This is a genomic window from Mycobacterium sp. 852002-10029_SCH5224772 (assembly GCF_001667315.1).
In the GTDB taxonomy this organism is placed as follows: Bacteria; Actinomycetota; Actinomycetes; order Mycobacteriales; family Mycobacteriaceae; genus Mycobacterium.
Genome location: NZ_LZHT01000011.1, coordinates 1 through 20,042 on the forward strand (window position 1 = coordinate 1; position 20,042 = coordinate 20,042).

Genomic DNA, 20,042 nt, shown 5'->3' on the forward strand with positions numbered 1-20,042 from the left:
CGACCCGCGACGGCGTGGGTATCTCCATGGTCTATCCCCAACACGGTCCGCGCCTGGTTTTCCTGTTCGCCCCCGCGCCCGTCCCGCCCGGGGGGGGGTGGCCCCGACCCGCGGGTCGCCACCACCGGCATGCGCTGGGTGGCGCTTTGGGTGGGGACCCGCGGGTCGGGGCCGCCCGGCGCGGGGTGGCCCGGCGGGACGGGCGCGGGGGCGATCTGGAAAACCAGGCGCGGACCGTGTTGGGGATCTCCGATGGAGATCCCCAGGCCGTCGCGGATCTCGACCGTCGGCACCCGGAATCCGTCGAGAAAGATGCCGCGGTGGCTCAGATCGATGGCCACCCACTGAACCCCCGTGAACCGCAGCACCACATCCGGGTGGGACGTGGGGGACCGCGGCGTGGGACCCCCGGGGCCCTCCAGCGGGATGTCGCAGCCTGGGCCGTAGCCGACGAGCACGTCGCGTCCAGGGGCGAAGACATACCTGCTCGGTCCGGCCCACACGGTCAGCGGGTAGGCCGGAACGGCCGAAGCCTCGGTCGGCATGGCCGCCACCTTTCGTCACCGGTCAGCTCGATGTCGTCTCGCCGTCAGGCGCCGGTCGCCCGTTCGGTTACGTGTCTACTCCTGCCGGAGGTCCGCTCACCATGGTCGCGACGTTCACAGCGAGTGACGGCGGCTCGCCAGCGAGGTTGCCAGGGAGGCATCGTCGAGCAGCCGGCGCAACACGCTGACTGCTTGCACCAGCACCTGGCGGTCGCCGGAGTCGAGCAGCGCCAATTGGGGTTCGATCGCGGCTGCACGGTCGGCCCGAACGGCGTTGAGCGTGCGCCTGCCGTCAGCGGTGATGCGGATGCGGACGGCCCGCGCATCACCTGGGTCGACCGTGCGGGTCACCAGGCCCGCTTCCTCGAGACGGCGCACCTGAGTGGTCATCGTCGGTTGCGAACAGTGATCGACGGCGGCGAGGTCACCGATTCGGGCTTCGCCGTGTACTTCGATGGTGGCCAGCAGCCTCGCCTGCGCTGCCGGCAGCGGCATCTGGATGCGCTGGGTGGCCAGGCGGTTGAGCCGCGCGACCACGGCGAGCAGATCCGCCCCCAGCCCTTTCGCTCCCTCGAGCTTTGCGGTGTCGACGACGTTGTCCATGTATCCATGGTTGCATAGCTTTGCTAAGCGAGGCCAAAATGGCGACGCGTGCCGCGCCAAAAGCCGTCTTCAGCGGACACTCCCTGCCTGGGCTGGCACAATCGCCAAAGTGACCTTGCTGCGTTTTCGGCAACCTGGGGAAGGGGCCCTGCGGCCGAATGAGTTGGCACAGGCCGCGGTCATGGGGGCCCTCTGTGCGGCGATCGAGATCCTCGCCGCGGTAATCCCGTTCGCTCAGGGATTGGGCGTGCTGGGCACGGTGCCCATGGGATTGCTCGCCTACCGCTACCGTCCGCGGGCGCTGATGGCCGCGACGGTGGCCGGCGGCGTGATCGCGTTTTTGATCGCTGGACTGGGCAGCCTGTTCATGCTCGTCGACTGCGCATGGGTCGGCGGACTGTGCGGCATCGTCAAACGCAAGGGCCGGGGCACGCCGACGGTCGCCGTCTTGTCGCTGATCGCCGGAGTCCTCTGGGGCGCCGGGTGGGTCGCGGTGTTGGCGGTGCTGACCAACCTGCGGCAGTTGTTCTTCGACGTGATCACGGCCAACGCCAACGGGGTCGCGTCATTGCTGACCTGGGTCCACCTGCCCGGCGTCGGCGACGCGCTGAAGCGCTACGTCGCCGACGGGATACACCACTGGCCGCTGCTGATTTTTCCGTACATGGTCTTGTTGGTCGTCATCGTTTCGTTCATCAGCTGGTCGGCGCTGTCTCGCCTGCTGGACCGGATGCGCAAGATCCCTGACGTGCACAAGTTGGATGTTTCCGAGGGTGCGCAGGCGGGCGGCGCCCCGGTCGGGCCGGTGCCCGTGCGATTGGACGCAGTGTCATTCCGGTATCCCGGCGCCGACCGAGACGCGCTGCGCGAGGTCAGCCTCGATGTCCAGGCTGGGGAACACATCGCCGTGACCGGGGCCAACGGCTCGGGTAAGACCACGTTGATGTTGATGCTGGCCGGCCGGGAACCGACGTCCGGAACCGTCGAGCGCCCCGGGGCGGTGGGGCTGGGCGAGATGGGTGGCACCGCAATCGTCCTGCAGCACCCGAAGAGTCAGGTCCTGGGCACGCGGGTCGCCGACGACGTGGTGTGGGGTTTGCCCGCGGGCGCACAGATCGACGTCAGCGAATTGCTGCGCGAGGTCGGGCTCGAGGGATTTGCCGAACGCGACACCGGAGGCCTGTCGGGCGGAGAGCTGCAGCGGCTTGCGCTCGCGGCCGCGCTGGCGCGGGATCCGGCGCTGCTCATCGCCGACGAGGTCACCACGATGGTTGACCAGCAGGGGCGAGATTCGTTGCTGGGCGTGCTCTCTGGCCTCGCGAAACGCCACCGGAGCGCCTTGGTGCACATCACCCATTACGACAACGAGGCCGCCTCCGCCGACCGCATCATCAGACTCAGCGACTCGCCGGATAACACGGTCACGGCCGAGATCCCGGCCACTCCCGCACGGACCGCGCCCGTCACACCGCGGTCACACACGCCGGTGCTCGAGCTCGTCGACGTCAGTCACGAATACGCCAGCGGCACACCGTGGGCCAAGGTTGCCCTGCGCGATGTCAGCTTCGTGGTGGAGCGGGGCGACGGGGTGTTGATCCACGGCGGCAACGGCTCCGGTAAATCGACGCTCGCGTGGATCATGGCCGGGTTGACGACCCCCACCGGCGGCGCCTGCCTGCTCGACGGCGAGCCCACTCACGAGCACGTCGGGGAGGTCGCGCTCTCGTTCCAGTCGGCCCGCCTGCAGCTGATGCGCGACCACGTCGACGCCGAAGTCGCCTCCGCGGCGGGGTTTTCGCACCTCGACCAGGACCGCGTGGCCGAGGCGCTGATCTCGGTCGGGCTGGACCCGGCGATGGGCGCGCGGCGTATCGACCAACTCAGTGGCGGCCAGATGCGCCGTGTGGTGCTGGCCGGACTGCTGGCCCGTTCCCCGCGGGCGTTGGTCCTCGACGAGCCGTTAGCGGGATTGGACGCCGGCAGTCAGCGCGGCCTGTTGCGGCTGTTGGAAAACCTGCGCAGGGAAAGAGGTCTGACGGTGGTGGTGATCTCCCACGACATCGTCGGGCTGGAGGAGCTCTGCCCGCGATCTCTGTATCTGCGCAACGGGGTGCTGGAAACGGCATCGACGGCGGCGGGGGGAATGCCGTGACCGCGCCCACGGACGCCAAGTCGGCGGGGCGGACTCGGCGCACGCCCCGTCCGGTCGTCTTGTTGGTCCCGGTGCCCGGGACGTCGAAAATCCATGAACTGTGGGCCGGCACCAAACTCCTGGTGGTGCTGGGCGTTTCGGTGATCCTGACCTTCTATCCGGGTTGGGCGACCGTCGGGCTGATGTTGGTCCTGTTGGTGACTGCCGCCCGGCTCGCGCACATTCCCCGCGGTGCGCTGCCGTCGCCGCGGCGCTGGATATGGATTGCCCTCGCGGTGGGCGGCATCACGGCCGCGCTCGGCGCCGGCAGCCCGGTGGTCTCGATCGCCGGCGTGCACATTGGGCTGGGCGGGACGTTGCACTTCGTGCGGGTCACCGCGCTGTCGATCGTGTTGATCGGGCTGGGGGCGATGCTGTCCTGGACCACCAACGTCGCCGAAATGGGGCCGGCGCTGGCCGCTTTGGGGCGCCCCCTGCGGTGGTTGCGGATCCCGAGCGACGAATGGGCCGTTGCCCTGGCGCTCGCGCTGCGTGCCTTCCCGATGTTGATCGAGGAATTCCAGGTGCTCTACGCCGCCCGGCGCCTGCGGCCCAACCAGACACCGCGCAACCGCCGGGCCCGCCGCCGCCAGCAGGCCCGCGACATGATCGACTTACTTACCGCGGCAATCGTTGTGACGTTGCGGCGCGCCGACGAAATGGGCGATGCGATCACCGCCCGGGGTGGCATCGGTCAGCTGTCGGCCTCTCCGGCGCGCCCGAAGCTCGCGGACTGGGTGACGCTGGCCGTCACCGCCGCCGCCGGAGCGACCGGGGTGGTCATCGACTCGATGGTCCACCTTCATTAGGCGAGTCGGTGTGAGCCCTTCGCGCAGCGTGAGCAGATGACCGACATCCAGCGCGCCCGCACCATCGCGGCTGCCATCGACGATGTCTGGAATGTCCTGGCAGACTTCGGTTCCCTCAGCTCGTGGTGCGGCAACGTCGATCACTCGTGTGTCCTGTACTCCGGTCCCGGGGGCGGCCCGGTCGGCACCGCCCGCCGGGTCCAGGTCAAGCGTGACGCGCTGGTCGAGCGCATCACCGAATTCGACCCGGGCCGCACCCTGGCCTACGACATCGACGGCTTGCCCCGCCGCCTACGGCGCGTGACCAACCGCTGGACGTTGACGCCCGCAGGCGGCCACACCACCCGGGTATCCCTGACCAGCACGGTCGAAATCGGGCCTGGCGCAACGCGCAAGCTGGCCGAGCGCGTCCTGTGTCGCTTCCTCGCACGGCAGTCCGACGCGCTGCTCGTCGGGCTCGCGAATCGATTGGAGAACGGCAGTGTCTGATCGCCCCGATGTCATCGTGATCATGACGGACGAAGAACGCGCGGTGCCGCCCTACGAGTCGCCCGACGTGCTGGCGTGGCGTGACCGAACGCTGGGCGGACGCAAGTGGTTCGAGGATCACGGCGTCTGTTTCGTCCGCCACTACACCGGCTCGCTGGCCTGCGTGCCCAGTCGCCCAACGATTTTCACTGGGCAATACCCCGACCTGCACGGGGTCACTCAAACCGACGGCATCGGAAAGACCGCCGATGATTCCCGCATGCGGTGGCTGCGCCAGGGCGAAGTTCCGACGCTGGGCAACTGGTTCCGCGCGGGGGGATACGACACCCACTACGACGGCAAATGGCACATTTCGCATGCTGACCTCACCGACCCGGCGACCGGTGGTCCGTTGGCTACCAACGACGATGACGGCATCGTCGACCCGGCCGCGGTGCGCCGCTATCTGGACGCCGACCCGCTCGGCCCGTTCGGTTTCTCCGGATGGGTTGGCCCTGAGCCGCACGGCGCGGCCCTGGCCAACGCCGGCATTCGCCGCGACCCGCTGATCGCCGATCGCGTGGTCGCTTGGCTCACCGCGCGTTACGCCCGTCGTTGCGCCGGCGATCCCGCCGCGCTGCGTCCGTTTCTTCTGGTGGCCAGCTTCGTGAATCCCCATGACATCGTGCTGTTTCCGGCATGGTCACGGCGGGGACCGGTGAAGCCGTCACCACTGGACCCGCCGCCGGTGCCTGCGGCTCCGACCGCGGACGAAGACCTGTCCACCAAGCCGGCCGCGCAAATCGCCTTCCGCGAGGCGTATTACTCCGGGTACGGCCCGGCACCCGCGATCAACTGGACTTACGAACGCAACGCGCAACGCTACCGCGACCTGTACTACCGGTTGCACGCCGAGTCGGACGGTCCGATCGACCGAGTGCGACGGGCCGTCACCGAATCCGGGTCGCAGAACGCAGTGCTGGTGCGCACGGCCGACCACGGCGATCTCCTCGGAGCTCATGGCGGGCTGCACCAAAAATGGTTCAACCTCTACGACGAGGCCACCCGCGTTCCCTTCGTCATCGCGCGCATCGGCGAGCGCTCCACGGGGCGCCGGGTGGTCACGGCACCGACCTCGCACGTCGACCTTGTCCCGACGCTGCTGGCGGCCGCCGGCGTCGACGTGGCCGCGGCCGCGGCCGCACTGACGGAGTCGTTTTCCGAAGTGCACGAGTTGCCCGGCCGCAACCTCATGCCGATGATTGACGAAGAGCGCGGCGTTCCCGACGACGGCCGGGCCGTCTACCTGATGACCCGCGACAACGTGCTCGAGGGCGACAGCGGGGCGTCCGGCCTGGGACGGCAACTGAAGCGGACGGCCAATCCCCCCGCGCCACTGCGCATTCGGATCCCGGCGCACACCGCATCCAATTTCGAGGGGCTGGTCGTTCGTGTCGACGACGCGTCGGCCGCCGGTGGCGGCGGGCACCTGTGGAAGCTGGTGCGCACCTTCGACGATCTCGGCACCTGGACCGAACCCGGGTTGCGCCACCTGGCGGCCAACGGGCTTGGGGGAGAGGCGTACCGCACATCGCCGCTCGACGACCAATGGGAGCTGTACGACCTGACCGCGGACCCGATCGAGGCGATCAACCGTTGGACGGATCCACACCTGCAGGACCTGCGCCAGCATCTGCGCTCCCAACTCAAACACGTCCGGGCACAATCTGTTCCCGAGCGAAACAATCCCTGGCCGTATGCCTCTCGCCGCGCAGAGCCAGCACGTTCGCAGCCGTCCCGGGTGGCGCGGCTGCTGCGCCGGCGCTGACCGCAGCGGAAACAGGAGGGGCAATTGCCAGACACGTCGATCGGCCTGAAAGAGCAGATGCTGCGGCGGCGCCCGGCGGTGGGCGCACATGTCGCGCACGGGGCCGCCGACCACCTCAAGCGCGGCATCGGCACCTTTCAGTTGACGATGTTCGGGGTCGGCTCGACGATCGGCACGGGGATCTTCTTCGTCATGTCCCAAGCCGTCCCCGAAGCGGGTCCGGGAGTCATCGTCTCGTTCCTGCTCGCGGGTCTCGCCGCCGGCCTCGCGGCCGTCTGCTACGCCGAACTGGCCTCGGCGGTGCCGGTTTCGGGTTCGTCGTATTCGTACGCCTACACCACGCTCGGCGAGGTGGTGGCGGTAGGCGTGGCGGCCTGCCTGCTGCTGGAATACGGGGTGGCCACCGCCGCGGTGGCGGTCAACTGGAGCGGCTACTTGAACAGGCTGCTGAGCAATGTCGTGGGATTCCAACTGCCGCACGCCTTGTCGGCCGCGCCGTGGGATGCGCAACCCGGCTATGTGAACCTGCCGGCGATCACGCTGATCGGAATGTGCGCGTTGTTGCTCATCCGTGGCGCCAGCGAATCGGCGAGGGTCAACGCGATCATGGTGTTGATCAAGCTCGGCGTGCTCGTCGTGTTCGTGATCGTCGCCTTCACCGCGTTCGATGCGCACCATCTTCAGAACTTCGCACCGTTCGGCGTGGCGGGCATCGGGTCGGCCGCCGGCACCATTTTCTTCTCCTACATCGGACTCGATGCCGTGTCCACCGCGGGTGACGAGGTGAAGAATCCGCAGAAAACCATGCCGCGCGCGCTGATCGCCGCGCTGCTGACCGTCACCGGGGTCTACGTCTTCGTGGCGGTGGCCGCGCTGGGTACCCAGCCGTGGCAGGACTTCGCCGGCCAGCAGGAGGCCGGGCTGTCGACGATTCTCGAAAACGTCACCCATGGCAGCTGGGCCGGGTCGATTCTTGCTGCCGGCGCGGTCATTTCGATCTTCAGTGTCACGCTGGTCACCATGTACGCCCTGACGCGCATCCTGTTCGCCATGGGCCGGGACGGGCTACTGCCCATAAGGTTCGCGACGGTGAACCCACGCACGATGACCCCGGTGAACAACACGGTGATCGTCGCGATGGCGGCCTCGACGCTGGCCGCCTTCATCCCGCTGCAAAAGCTGGCGGACATGGTGTCGATCGGCACGCTCACCGCGTTCGTCGTCGTCTCTGTCGGCGTGATCGTCTTACGGGTGCGCGAGCCCGACCTGCCGCGGGGTTTCAAGGTCCCGGGTTACCCTGTCACGCCGGTTCTTTCGGTGGTGGCCTGCGGCTACATCCTCGCCAGCTTGCACTGGTACACCTGGATCGCGTTCAGCGGCTGGGTGTTGCTTGCCCTGGTTTTCTATTTCGTCTGGGGCCGCCACCACAGCGCGCTCAACGACGAGACAGCTGGTGAGGTATCGATCGACTCCCAGTGACGCGGCGCTCAGCGGCGCGCTGCGGCCGCGTTGGCCGCCGCCTGAGCCCGCCGCAACGTCGACTCGACATCGCCGCGGCCCAAGAACATTTCGTCGAAATACGGCTGCAGGGCGTCATTGCCGGCGGCAAAGCCGGCGCCCCCCGGCGCCGGTATGCGCGGGCCGTTCAACACGGCAAAGAAGGGTGTGACGTCGACACCGCGGGTGGCCCAATAGCGAAAGTAGACAGGTTGGGCCGAGGACACCGCGGGGATGGCCGCACCATAGCGGCCCAGGTATTCGTTGCCCTGCTTGCTGCCCATCCACGCCAGGACCTGACGGACCGCGTCGGGATGCCGTGTCGCCGCATTGCCCGCCGCGGCAATGCCGTTGGTGACGCTGACGCGGCCCGCCGGACCCGACGGCATCATGGCCACACCCCAATGGAAGCGGGCATCGCGGGCCACCGGGGCCAAGTTGTAGGTCCCTGACTGGAACAGCGCCATCCGGCCGGCCAGGAACTGGTTGCGGGAAAAGTAGCCGTTGTCGTTGGTGTTGGCGGCGGGCGGCGCGACGTGGTCGCGGTTGATCAGGTCGACCAGGTATTGAAAGGCGGTCACGGCCGCGGGATTGTCGAACGCAAACTCATCGCCGCGCTGGAACACGCCGCCGGCCGAACCGATGTAGTTCAGGTAGATCCCCTGCGGATCGTTGGCGGCGTTGTACGCCCACTGCCGCACCCGTCCCGGGTCGAAGCCCGCGGTGTCTCCGCGGTTTCCGTCGGCATCGACGGCGAGCCGCGCGAGTATCGGGCGCAGCGTGTCGCCGCCGTCGGGGCTCCACCGCAAGGTGTTCAGCTGGGCGGGGTCGATGCCGGCGGCGCCGAGGAGATCGGCGTTGTAGTACAACGCGATTCCGGCGTCGGTCAGTTGCGGTACACCCCAGAGCCTGCCGTTGCGGGTGAACTGCTCGACGACCGGATGCTCCCAGTCCGACGCCGCGGTGGGACCAAGCGCCGCACCGATATCCAGGAGCCTGCCGCTGTCGGCGTAAGCCGCGAGGTAGGCGTTGGACAGCCAGAAGATGTCGTCGGCGCTGCCGCCGGCCACGTCGGTGCGCAGGGTGTTGAAATAGGTCGAGTACGCCACCAGGTTGACGTGCACGTCGATGTCGGGGTGGGCGCGGCTGAACTCGTGGAACGATTGCCGATAGGCCGCGCCGATCTGATCGCCCCAGATTCGCACCGTCACAATGGTCTTGCCGCCGTGGGGCTGGGCGGTGTAATCCAGCAGCACCGCCGTCGCCGCCAAGAGCACCGCGACCAGTCCGACCGCTCCGGCGACCAGTGTGGAGAACCGGGGCCGGGTCACTTGAGCCCCGACACGACGATCGACGCGACGATGTGGCGCTGGAACGCCACGAAAAGGGCGATCAGCGGGGCGATCGCGATGGTGGTGGCCGCCATCACCAAGGTCCATTGGGAGTTGAACCGCGACTGCAGGTCGGCGGTCGCGACGGTGAGTACCCGCCATTTGTGGCCGCTGGTGATCACCAACGGCCACATGAAGTTATTCCACTGCGAGACCACGGTGATCAGCGCCAGGGCGGCCAGGACGGGGCGGCTGGACGGGATCACCACATGAGCGATCACGTCCAGGGTGTTGGCGCCGTCCAGGCGGGCGGCGTTGACCAAGTCGTTCGGAATCATGCGAAAGTGTTCGCGCAGCAGGAAGATCGCGTAGGGCGAGCCGAACATGAACGGCAGCACCAACGCCCAGAACGTGTTGCGCAGTCCGAGTTGGGCCATCATGAGGTACATCGGCACGATCGTGACCGTTGCGGGCACCATCAGCGTCGCGATGTAAACCCAGAACAGTGCGTCACGCCCGGGGAACTGCAGGCGCGCAAAGGCGTATCCGGCCAGCACCGAAAAGGTCAACTGGCCCACCAGGATCACCGCCGTCATCAATGCGGTGACCGCCGCGGCGCGGCCGAATCCGGCCCCGGCCAGGTTGGTGAAGTTGGCGAGCGTGGCCGGTCGCGGCAGCTGCAACGGCGTGCCCGTGACGAATTGATGTGCCGAGGTGAACGCGGTCATCAGCGCAAGGGCGAACGGGGCCAACGTGATCAACGCGCCCAGCGTCAGCCCGGCGTAAATCAGCGTATTGGCGCGACTAGGTGAGGTCATAGCTGATCCGCCGCCGGAAATACAGATGCTGAGCCAGGGTGACGCCGATCAGGATCACGAACAGCACCACCGCCATGACCGACGCCCGGCCGATGGCGGCCGAACCGAACGCTTCGGCGTAGATGCGGTGGGCCACCAGGTCGGTGCTGCCCGCCGGACCGCCGTCGGTCAGCGCGTACACCATGTCGAAAACCTGTGCGGTGCTGACGATCCCGGTCACCAGCACAAAGAAGGTCGTCGGGCGCAGCATGGGCATGGTGATGCGCCAGAACCGCTGCCAGGCGTTGGCGCCGTCGGTGCGTGCGGCGGCGTGAACCTCGTCGGGGATGGCGAGCAGGCCCGCCAGGAACGACAGCGAGACGTATCCGACGTTGGTCCACACCACGACGGCGGAGACGAGCGGCAGCGCAAAGCTGGGGTCGGAAAGCCATTCGATGGTGTGTCCCAGTACGGTGCTCACGACGCCGTCGGTGGGCGCCAGGATCCACCGCCACAACACCGCGATCGCCAAGGGCGCGCAAATCCACGGCAGCACGAACACGGTGCGAAACAGGCCGGTGCCCCGCAGCTGGCGGGCCAGCATGGACGCGGCCAGCAACCCCAACGCCGTCTGCGCCGGGACCACGATTGTCACGAAGATGGCGGTGACGATCAGCGAGTTGCCGAACCCGGCGTCGGTCAGCACGGACCGCCAGTTGGACAGGCCCACAAAACGCAGCGGTCCCAGCAGATCCCAGCGACACAGGCTCAGCCAGATCACCACCAGGATGGGCAACAGCAGAAAGGCGAGGACACCGAACAAGCTGGGCGCCAGCAGCGCGTAGCCCAGCGCCGTCGATCGAGGATGAATCCTGCGTTCCGCGCCGGCCATGGGGTAATTAAAGCGGGCGCCGCCGCGGTTTGGGGTGAGCGGCCGTTACGGTGGAGCCGTGACAGCGCACCGGGGGATCGATGCCGACTTCCTCGACCTGCCGCGCCACGGACTGGCCGAAGCTGCGCTTTCGGCGGCCAAGGCGGCCGGGGCCACGCACGCCGACCTGCGGGTTCATCGCATCACCACCGAGATCGTCCAGCTGCGCGACGGCGCACTCGAGACCGCGGTGATCAACCGGGAGGTCGGCTTGGCGGTGCGGGTGATCGTCGACGGCACCTGGGGATTCGCGTCGCACGCGGAGTTGGTGCCGTCCGTGGCCGCCGAGACCGCCCGGCGCGCGGTGCACGTCGCCACCACGCTGGCGGCGTTGAGCACCGAGCGCGTCGAGCTGGCGCCCGAACCCGTCTACCACGACGCGGCCTGGGTGTCGGACTACCGGATCGACCCCTTCGACGTGTCCACCACCGACAAGATCGCCGTGCTCGAGGAGTACTCGGGGCGGCTGCTCAGCGCCGACGGCATCGATCACGTGTCGGCGGTGCTGACCGCCGTCAAGGAGCAGACGTTCTACGCCGACACCTTCGGATCCTCGATCACCCAGCAGCGCGTGCGGATCCAGCCCACCCTGGAGGCGGTGACCGTGGACCCCGCGGCGGGCAGCTTCGACTCGATGCGCACGCTGATACCACCGATGGGCCGGGGCTGGGAGGTCCTGGCCGGCGACGAGGTGTGGAACTGGACCGACGAGCTGGCGCAGCTGCCGGCACTGCTGGCCGAGAAGGTCAAGGCGCCCACCGTGATTCCGGGACGCACCGACCTGGTGATCGACCCGACCAACCTGTGGCTGACGATTCATGAATCCATCGGGCACGCAACCGAATACGACCGCGCCATCGGCTACGAGGCCGCCTACGCCGGAACCTCGTTCGCCACACCGGACAAGCTGGGCACGATGCGCTACGGGTCGCCGGTGATGAACGTGACCGCCGACCGGACGGTCGAATTCGGTTTGGCCACCATCGGTTACGACGACGAAGGGGTGGCCGCGCAACGCTGGGATCTGGTGCGCGACGGGATCTTCACCGGCTATCAGCTGGACCGGGTGTTCGCCCGGCGCCTGGGGCAGCCGCGCTCCAACGGGTGCTCGTATGCCGACTCGCCGCATCACGTGCCGATCCAACGCATGGCCAACGTGTCGCTGCAGCCCGCCGCCGAGGACATCAGCACCGACGACTTGATCGGCCGGGTCGAGGAAGGCATCTACATCGTCGGCGACAAGTCGTGGTCAATCGACATGCAGCGCTACAACTTCCAGTTCACCGGGCAGCGGTTCTTCCGGATTCGCGACGGCCGCCTGGACGGCCAGTTGCGCGACGTCGCCTACCAGGCCACCACGACCGACTTCTGGAATTCGATGGAGGCCGTCGGGGGTGCGTCCACGTGGCGGCTAGGCGGGGCGCTCAACTGCGGCAAGGCCCAGCCCGGGCAGATCGCGGCGGTCAGCCATGGCTGTCCGTCGGCGCTGTTCCGCGGCGTCAACGTCCTCAACACCCGCACCGAGGGTGGCCGTTCATGATAAGCGCGCAGCATGTCGTCAACATCGTGCTCGAGGAGGCGGCCAAGCGTGGCGGCGCCGACGAGACCATGGTGCTGGTCACCGACAAGGTCGAGGCGACCCTGCGCTGGGCGGGCAATTCGATGACCACCAACGGGGTTTCGGTGAGCCGCAGCGTGACGGTGATCTCGGTGGTGCGCCGGGGGTCCAGCGCCCGCATCGGCACGGTGGTGTCCGCGGAGGCGGATCCGCGGGTGCTCCCCGGGTTGGTGGCGACGTCGCAGGAGGCCGCCGGCTCGGCGCCGGAGGCCGGCGACGCCGCACCGCTGCTCGGTGATACCGGGACGCCCGCCGATTGGGACGCGCCGGTGCCCGGCACCGGGCCCCTGGTCTTCGCCGAGGCCGCCGACTCCTTGAGCCGCGGCTTCCGCGGCGCGGACCGGCTCTACGGCTTTGCGCACCATAGTGTTTCGACGACGTTCCTGGCCTCCTCGACCGGATTGCGCCGCCGGTTCAGCCAGCCCACCGGCGCGGTGGAGATCAACGCCAAACGCGGCGACGCCAGCGCGTGGGCGGGCGTCGGGACGCCCGACTTCGTCGATGTGCCAATCGATTCGCTGCTCGAGCAGCTGTCCACCAGGCTGGGCTGGGCGCAGCGCAGCGTCGAGCTGCCGGCGGGGCGCTACGAGACGATCATGCCGCCGTCGACGGTGGCCGACATGATGATCTACATGGCGTGGTCGATGGCCGGCCGCGGCGCGCAGGAGGGCCGGACCGCGTTCTCGGCGCCCGGCGGCGGAACCCGGGTGGGGGAGCGGCTCACCGACCTGTCGCTGACCCTGTTCTCCGACCCGATGGCGCCCGGCCTCGCCTGCACGCCGTTCGTCGCGGCGAGCAGCTCCTCGGAGACGCTGTCGGTGTTCGACAACGGCATGGAGATCAGCCAGGTGGACTGGATCCGCGAGGGGGTGATCAACGCGTTGGCCTATCCGCGGGCCACCGCCGCCAAATACGGCGCCCCCGTCGCGGTGGCCGCAGACAACCTGGTGATGAGCGGGGGAACGGCCACCCAAGACGACATGATCGCGGCCACCGAGCGTGGCCTGCTGCTGACCACCCTGTGGTACATCAGGGTCGTCGACCCCACCACGCTGTTGTTCACCGGGTTGACCCGCGACGGCGTCTACCTCATCGAAGACGGACAAGTGACGGCGGCCGTCAACAATTTCCGGTTCAACGAAAGTCCGTTGGACCTGCTGCGACGGGCCACCGAAGCCGGCGTGAGCGAGAAGACGCTGCCCCGCGAATGGGGGGATTGGGCAACCCGCGCCGCGATGCCGTCGCTGCGGATTCCGGACTTCCACATGTCCTCGGTGAGCCAGGCCCAATAGATTGATTGCCGCCGGGACGGGCGCGCTCTAGCGTGTGACGGATGGTGGCTCCGCTTTCGGTTCGAGAAGACCAGCTCACGCGCCTGGTGGTGCTGTTTCCCGGGACGCCCGGCGACGGTCGCATCGCGGCGCTCATTCGGCGGGTGTGCGCGCAGACGTTGTCGCTTCCGCCGCTGCCGGCGGCCGTCGAGGTGGGCGAGCCGGAATCGGAAACCGAGGCCGCCGTCGTCGAATTCGCCGAACAATTCAGCGCCGATGTCTCGTCGATCACCGCCGAGCAGCGGTCCCGATTGTGGAAACAACTCGGGGACCGCACCTTTGGGGTGGTGGTGCAGATGTACATCGCCGACTTCCTCCCCCGGGTTCGGGCCGGGCTGGAAGCGCTCGGCGTCGGCTCGCGGTACCTGGGTTGGGTGGCCGGACCGATCGCGTGGGATCATGCCACCGACCCGTCGGATTTGGTGTTCAACGACTTTTTAATCGCCGTGGCGCGAATGCGTGCGCTGGACCCGGTCACCTCCGAACTGGTGCGGCTGCGGGGCGCGGCACAACACAATTGCCGGCTGTGCAACTCGCTTCGCGAGGGTGGCGCGCTGGATGCCGGCGGTTCGGAAACGCTGTATGAGGAGATCGAGCGCTTCGAATCGTCGGGTTTGCTCGACGGCCGCGCAAAAGCGGCGCTGCGCTATGCGGATGCGTTAATTTGGACTCCTGCACGCCTCGTCGCCGACGATATCGCCGAGGTGCGCGCCCGGTTCTCCGAGGCGGAATCCGTCGAGCTCACGTTCGACATCATGCGCAATGCCAGCAACAAGGTTGCCGTGTCACTGGGCGCCGATGCGCCCCGCGTCGAGAGCGGCACCGAGCGGTATCTGATCGACGCCGAGGGCCAAACGGTATTTAGCTGACGGGGGGCGATGCGCACCCGATAAGCCGCCGGGCGTCCCTCTTTGAGCCGTTGGCGGCGATGTTCGGCCGTATTCGTGCCCCAACGCCTGCGTCGCGGCCCGGCCGGGCGGGTGAGGGCGTTGCCCATCCCGGGGCAAGGGCACGAAATGTTAACCATTCGTACATCGACGCGCAAGCGTGCGTTTTCGCTGTGTGAGGGGGTCATTCGCTAACTTAAGCCCTGTCGCCGACACTGAAATGACCACTGAGACGTGACGGCAGCGAAATGGCATCGTGGCCCCAGCCGGGTAGGCCATAAGACGTACGTCATTAGCCGCCGCGTCGATGGAGATCCCGGTTAGTCGTTTGCAGCATTCGTGGCTTGGGTTTTGCGTCGGACTCAATTGTGTTCCCGCGCAGAGGGAGGATCGAAAATGACAGACAGCCGCAGACGCTCGCGGATGGTGTCGGTCTGGGCTGCCGGTGTCGCAGTGGGGGCCTCGATGCTCGGCGGCGCTGTGCTGTCGGCACCGCCGGCTTCGGCGACATGCGATTTGAGCCCTGCCGATGATCAATACATCAACCTGCTGGCTCAGAACAACATGGTGCACACTGCCGAGTACAGCGATTGTCATGAGGCCGCCGAGGGCCGTTGGTTCGCCAATCAGGTGAAGAGCTCAGCCGATCCCTTCGGCAGGGCCAAGCAACTGGTGAACATGGTGACCAACACGACGCCGCTAAAGGCCGACAAGGCCGAGTGGGAGGTCGAGTCGGCGATCTATGTCTACGCCCCGGAAGTGATCCCCACGATCAAGGATCAAGCCGCGAAGCAAAATTGGCCGGTCGAGTCCTGAGCCCGGCGCGTGCTGCCCGGCGCGCCGAATATCAAACGGCCGCAACGGCTTTGGATCTCATCCGTTGTGTATTGAAGTTGCCAGCTAACTGAATAACGAGACATTGAACCGCTGACGGCGATGATGAAAGACGTCGTACCGGTTCAAGAAGCTCGTCCATCCCGTGAGTGCTATTTGCTCGAATAGCTTCTTGCGCTGTGGTTTTCAATCGTCATTATTCCCCCCTGTTTGGCATAACTGCCGTTTGTCGCGCTCTCTGTCGGTGTATCCATGTGGTGTGCGACTGGTGGTTCAGCAAACCTCTACGCGAAGGAGTTCGAAGATGACAATCAGACGTACACGCTCGCGCGGGCAGATGCTGGCGTTAGGGGCTGCCGGCGCAGTCGTTGCGACATCGATGCTGGGCGGAGCGCTGCTGTCAGCGCCGCAAGCAGCGGCCGGCTGCAACATGACCCCGAAGGACGATCAGTACATCAAGCTGCTGGCGCAGAACAAAATGATTCACTCGGCTGAGTTCAACGATTGCAACATGACCGCCGAGGGCCGTTGGTTCGCCGACCAGGTCCGCAGCGCTGACAATCCGTTGGCCGCCGGGAAACGACTCGTGAACATGGTGACCAACACGACGCCCCTGAAAGCCGATCAGGCTGAGTGGGAGGTCGAGTCCGCGATCTTCGTCTACGCGCCGGAAATGATTCCCGCGATCAAGGGACAGGCCGCACAGGCGCCGTCGCCCGCGTAAGAGCTTTTTGCCCATGGGCGCCACCAGGGATGCGGCGCCCATGGGGTGCGACACGGCAGGTGGGCGTGTGCCGCCCCACAGAAACTCACTTCGTTCTTCGGCTACCGTTTCCTACGGACAACCCCGTCGGGGCGGTAGCTCAGTTGGTTAGAGCCGCGGACTCATAATCCGTTGGTCGCGGGTTCGAGCCCCGCCCGCCCCACCGGCCAAATGTATGACGTCGGTTGATGCGTGACGTTTCGCCTTCGGGTGATTGGAGGGCGGACCGTCAGACCGTTGGGGCCCCTCATCCCCACCAGAACGACGTGGCGATCGCTACATAGAGCGCGATGAGCACTGTTCCCTCGAACCAGGTCGACTCCCCGTCGAAGGTCACCAGCACCGCGACCAGCGCAGACATAATCATCGACGCCAACAGCAGCGGCGAGAACACCAGATCGAAACCGGGCTGGCCGAGCCATACCGCCGCCAGGCAGACGATCGGGGCGATGGTGAGCGCGATCTGGACGGGCGACTGGAGGACTACCTGAACCGCGTAGTCCATCTGGTTCTTGGCCGCCAGCTGAATGCCGACGAAATTCTCCACCGCGTTGCCGGCGATGGCCACGATCACCAGACCGGCGAAAACCTCGTTGATGCCCGCTGCATGCATCGCTGGCTCGAGGGCGGCGACGAACCATTCCGACACGAAGGCCGCACCGATACCGGCGACGGCCAGCATGCCGATGGCCATCGCCAACGGCCACTCGCCGTGTGCTGTTGCGGCACTGGCGGCTTCGGCCGAATCGGGGCTGGCCACAATGGGAGAGGTCGCTCTGGAGGGTTTATCACCAGCTTGTAGCGCCGGGTCGGGGGCCCGGTTTCCGAGCGTGGCGGGCAGCGAGAGTGCGAACAGCGCGAGCATGACGATGGAGACGACGACCGACACCACCCGTTCGTGCTGTTGCGCCGGGGTGTGTATTGCAGCGGTGAGGGAGGGCACGGCCAGGATGAACACCGCGAGGGTGAACATCAGTCCGAGGGTGCGTCCATCGTCGGCGGCGAACCGCTGGCGGCCGTGCTTGATCCCGCCGGCCACGAATGCCAGCCCGAGCACCAGCAGGGCGTTGGAGAGAATCGAGCCGACGATGGTGGCCTTAACCACGCCGTAAAGGCCCGCCTTGAGTGCGAACAGGATGACAAACAACTCGGGCAGGTTCCCCAGCGCCGTCTGCAGTATCCCAGTGGCGCTGGGCCCGAGCCGGTCTCCGAGCGCCTCCACCGAACGGCCGACCAGGGATGCCAGTGTGGCCAACGCGAGTGCGGAGACGGTGAACGCCAGCACTGCATTCGCGTGGGTGAAGTTGAGAACCCCGGCTGCCATGGACGCGATCACGGTGATGGTGCTCATGATGCGGTCGCGCCGGGTCAGCAACGGGAGCCGTTCGGTATGGGTGGTCGTCACGCGCCTCTCCTGCTCTGATCGCGCTGAAGTTTTCCACAACCGAACCGTTCGCGCGGGGAACACGCTGGTCCCGCTGCGGCGACTTCGGCTAACTGCCGAGTCCGGGGGTCAATGGCGGGGCGCAGCGGTAATCCTGATCTGCGCCGTCACGCTCATGCTGGTAGGCGCCATCAACCTTTGGGTTATGGGCTAGCCAGCGCAACCAGAGACGTACCGCAAGAAAGCGTTGATGTCGCCGTGCAGCAGCGCATCGCCGAGAGCGATTCGTGACTCGACAATCGACCGCGTTGGGCGAGCCCACTGGCTCAATTTCTTCGCTCTAAATCCCAAAATCACTGCGTGGAATTGACTTTGGTCAACACCTTACTCAGGAGGCGGGGATTGGCGAGCGCGATACTCTTGCCGCGCTAATGCAGCACCGCCTGTCCACCGGCGAATACATTCTTCGACGGTCGCGGCGGCGACCCAGCGATCATCCGCTCATTGGATGGGGCGACGACCACCGAACTACTGTACTCGCGTTCGCCTCAACAACCGCAAACATCTTGCCGTGCAGGCGAACCGGCGACATCGGCATGCTGCCCGACGACCGGGGGCACGGTACTGGCGATCTAGCCTGACCCTGCACTGGGGGCCACAGCGGTGACCTCGATCGGAGCCGACACATCTGACTCTCGTCGAATTACTCTTGGCCCAGCAAATCTCACGGAACCGCTGTGCGGGTGGTGGCGGCGTGGCGGGCCCGCGCGGCAGCGCGTTGTGCGGCCTCCGTATGCTCGGCGGCGGTGACGACCACCGCGTCAGACCCGGGGTACACCGTCGCCTCGTGCCCAGTCACCAGCCAACGCACCACGTATGGCGGCGAGCCGTCTTGCGAGCGCACTTCGATGATCTCAGCATGTTGATCATGCCGTTCCGTGGTTGTGCCCTTTACCACGAGGTAGTCGCCGACATTTGCCTTCATCGCCCGCCCCCTTCTCGTCCTGGTGAGACTGCGGACCCCTCCATGGTGCGCGCGTTCGTCACTTAACGGAAGCGTGAGTAACTACTGCAGCTTTCCGGCGACGAAGTCCGCGTTTGTAGGTCGGCGCGTAGGCCCCACGCCCGTGGCTGAATTCCGACGCGGCAGCCGCGCGAAGCTCGCGCTCGGTTTCGCCACACTGTTTAAATTGTGTGCGTGGCAGCGCGCGCCGTCCTGGTTACCCCGCTGTCGGGGCCGCTGGCCAGATTCGGGATAGCAGGGGCGAGCGCCGTTGCTCTCTGGGCTGACAGTTCCGGAGTAAGTCTGGAGGTCATTGACGCTTACCCCTCCGCGGCGTCCGCGATGCGGGCCGCGGAGGCTAGCCGGCCCAACGTGGTGTTCGGGCCGTACGGTTCGGGGCCCGCGCTCGCGGCTGCGGCCGCCAGCACAGGGGTCGTCTGGAACCACGGTGGCGCGACCGCCCGGCTGGCGCGGCCGGCGTATCCGCGTGTCGTCAACGTGGAGTCTCCTGCTTACCGCTATCTCGCCGCAGTGCTCGAAACACTTGTCGCCGACGGTGTCGGGGAGGGGTCAGAGGTGGTAATAGTGCATGTCGACACGGGGTTTGGTCGCGAGGTGGCCGAAGGGGCGGCGACGGTTGCGCGGCGACTGGGTCTCCTGTGGCGGTCGGTGACTTTTCGGCCAGGCCGGGCCAGAGACATGCTGGCGCAGGTCCCGGCGGGCGATGTGCTGTTATCGGCCGGTTCCTTCGACGACGACGTCGCGATCGCGCAGTGGGCCAGCGAACGCCGTTGGCGCGCAGTTGGATTGGTTGCCGCGGGGGTTGATGAGCTCCGGCATGCCATCGGTGATCGCGTGGAGGGGCTTTACGGGCCGTGCCAGTGGTTCGACGACGGGACAGATGATCCCGCGGACGGCCCCGACAGCGAGTGGTTCAGCCACTGTTACCGGAGCGCGAACGGTACTGAGCCGCCCTATCCGGCTGCTGCGGCCTTCGCCGCAGGTGTCGTTTGGCAGCGCTGCGCGATGGAAGCCGACACTATTGAATCCTTGCCGGTGATGGCCGCGTCACAACGACTCGACACCACCACCTTGTTCGGTCGATTTCGTGTCGACCCGGTCACCGGCGTGCAAACCGGCCATCAGATCCGCGTCGTTCAGTGGCGGGACGGACAGCGGTTGCTGGTCGATCGGCCACCTCGTCGGACGTGAGCGTCAACGT

At 67.0% G+C, this 20,042-nt stretch carries 17 protein-coding genes, 1 tRNA gene and 1 pseudogene; 12 read left to right on the forward strand and 7 right to left on the reverse strand.

Features of this window, described 5'->3' with window-relative positions:
* Together A5775_RS25620 and A5775_RS03175 are read right to left on the reverse strand one after the other, a co-directional pair.
* Window positions 1-545: pseudogene (locus tag A5775_RS25620) on the reverse strand (hypothetical protein); the annotation flags it as partial.
* A 114-nt stretch (window positions 546-659) separates the two neighbouring features.
* Complete coding sequence (locus A5775_RS03175) at window positions 660-1,148, reverse strand: MarR family winged helix-turn-helix transcriptional regulator (RefSeq protein ID WP_067247363.1); 489 nt, start codon at window positions 1,146-1,148, stop codon at window positions 660-662.
* Between the two features lie 109 nt (window positions 1,149-1,257).
* Here A5775_RS03175 and A5775_RS03180 point away from each other — a divergent pair, with 109 nt between their 5' ends.
* The 5 genes from A5775_RS03180 to A5775_RS03200 are packed head-to-tail and all read left to right on the forward strand — an operon-like array spanning window position 1,258 to window position 7,923.
* Window positions 1,258-3,300 carry an ABC transporter ATP-binding protein gene (locus A5775_RS03180; protein WP_156660554.1) on the forward strand — a complete coding sequence of 681 codons (2,043 nt, stop codon included), beginning with the start codon at window positions 1,258-1,260 and terminating at the stop codon, window positions 3,298-3,300.
* A complete protein-coding gene (locus tag A5775_RS03185; protein ID WP_067247366.1) occupies window positions 3,297-4,148 on the forward strand; it encodes an energy-coupling factor transporter transmembrane protein EcfT in 852 nt (283 codons plus the stop codon). The genes A5775_RS03180 and A5775_RS03185 overlap by 4 nt, the downstream gene beginning before the upstream one ends.
* Before the next feature lie 36 nt (window positions 4,149-4,184).
* Entirely contained in the window at window positions 4,185-4,637 is a 453-nt protein-coding gene (locus tag A5775_RS03190) for an SRPBCC family protein (RefSeq protein ID WP_067247369.1), read from the forward strand.
* Window positions 4,630-6,444: a sulfatase-like hydrolase/transferase gene (locus tag A5775_RS03195; RefSeq protein WP_067247372.1), complete on the forward strand. Its 1,815-nt coding sequence runs from the start codon at window positions 4,630-4,632 to the stop codon at window positions 6,442-6,444. The genes A5775_RS03190 and A5775_RS03195 overlap by 8 nt, the downstream gene beginning before the upstream one ends.
* A 24-nt stretch (window positions 6,445-6,468) precedes the next feature.
* On the forward strand, window positions 6,469-7,923 hold the full coding sequence (locus tag A5775_RS03200) for an amino acid permease (RefSeq protein WP_156660555.1): 1,455 nt from the start codon (window positions 6,469-6,471) through the stop codon (window positions 7,921-7,923).
* Between the two features lie 8 nt (window positions 7,924-7,931).
* On the opposite strand, the gene A5775_RS03205 is transcribed toward A5775_RS03200, so the two are convergent.
* The 3 genes from A5775_RS03205 to A5775_RS03215 are packed head-to-tail and all read right to left on the reverse strand — an operon-like array spanning window position 7,932 to window position 10,961.
* Window positions 7,932-9,272, reverse strand: coding sequence for an extracellular solute-binding protein (locus tag A5775_RS03205; RefSeq protein WP_067247379.1), 1,341 nt, complete (start codon window positions 9,270-9,272; stop codon window positions 7,932-7,934).
* Window positions 9,269-10,090, reverse strand: a complete 822-nt coding sequence (locus A5775_RS03210; RefSeq protein ID WP_067247383.1) for a carbohydrate ABC transporter permease — start codon at window positions 10,088-10,090, stop codon at window positions 9,269-9,271. The genes A5775_RS03205 and A5775_RS03210 overlap by 4 nt, the downstream gene beginning before the upstream one ends.
* Window positions 10,077-10,961, reverse strand: coding sequence for a carbohydrate ABC transporter permease (locus A5775_RS03215; protein WP_067247386.1), 885 nt, complete (start codon window positions 10,959-10,961; stop codon window positions 10,077-10,079). The genes A5775_RS03210 and A5775_RS03215 overlap by 14 nt, the downstream gene beginning before the upstream one ends.
* Before the next feature lie 58 nt (window positions 10,962-11,019).
* Here A5775_RS03215 and A5775_RS03220 point away from each other — a divergent pair, with 58 nt between their 5' ends.
* The 6 genes from A5775_RS03220 (at window position 11,020) to A5775_RS03245 (ending at window position 16,596) form a co-directional block, all read left to right on the forward strand.
* The gene (locus A5775_RS03220) at window positions 11,020-12,540 is read left to right on the forward strand and encodes a TldD/PmbA family protein (RefSeq protein ID WP_067247647.1); all 1,521 of its coding nucleotides are present in this window, start codon (window positions 11,020-11,022) and stop codon (window positions 12,538-12,540) included.
* A complete protein-coding gene (locus A5775_RS03225; protein WP_067247390.1) occupies window positions 12,537-13,910 on the forward strand; it encodes a TldD/PmbA family protein in 1,374 nt (457 codons plus the stop codon). Before A5775_RS03220 ends, A5775_RS03225 begins: the two co-directional genes overlap by 4 nt.
* A gap of 41 nt (window positions 13,911-13,951) precedes the next feature.
* Window positions 13,952-14,818: a carboxymuconolactone decarboxylase family protein gene (locus A5775_RS03230; protein WP_067247393.1), complete on the forward strand. Its 867-nt coding sequence runs from the start codon at window positions 13,952-13,954 to the stop codon at window positions 14,816-14,818.
* A gap of 414 nt (window positions 14,819-15,232) precedes the next feature.
* Window positions 15,233-15,652: a DUF732 domain-containing protein gene (locus A5775_RS03235; RefSeq protein WP_067247396.1), complete on the forward strand. Its 420-nt coding sequence runs from the start codon at window positions 15,233-15,235 to the stop codon at window positions 15,650-15,652.
* Window positions 15,653-15,974: 322 nt separating this feature from the next.
* Complete coding sequence (locus tag A5775_RS03240; protein WP_067247400.1) at window positions 15,975-16,394, forward strand: hypothetical protein; 420 nt, start codon at window positions 15,975-15,977, stop codon at window positions 16,392-16,394.
* 128 nt (window positions 16,395-16,522) lie between these two features.
* A tRNA-Ile gene (locus A5775_RS03245) sits at window positions 16,523-16,596 on the forward strand.
* An 84-nt stretch (window positions 16,597-16,680) separates the two neighbouring features.
* Here the strand turns inward: A5775_RS03245 and cax are convergent.
* Entirely contained in the window at window positions 16,681-17,838 is a 1,158-nt protein-coding gene (gene cax, locus A5775_RS03250; RefSeq protein WP_082952860.1) for a calcium/proton exchanger, read from the reverse strand.
* A gap of 703 nt (window positions 17,839-18,541) precedes the next feature.
* Window positions 18,542-18,802, reverse strand: coding sequence for a DUF1918 domain-containing protein (locus tag A5775_RS03255; RefSeq protein WP_067247403.1), 261 nt, complete (start codon window positions 18,800-18,802; stop codon window positions 18,542-18,544).
* A gap of 213 nt (window positions 18,803-19,015) precedes the next feature.
* Between A5775_RS03255 and A5775_RS03260 the strand changes: the two genes are divergently transcribed.
* Entirely contained in the window at window positions 19,016-20,032 is a 1,017-nt protein-coding gene (locus A5775_RS03260) for an ABC transporter substrate-binding protein (RefSeq protein ID WP_197512326.1), read from the forward strand.
* The last annotated feature ends 10 nt before the right edge of the window (window positions 20,033-20,042 follow it).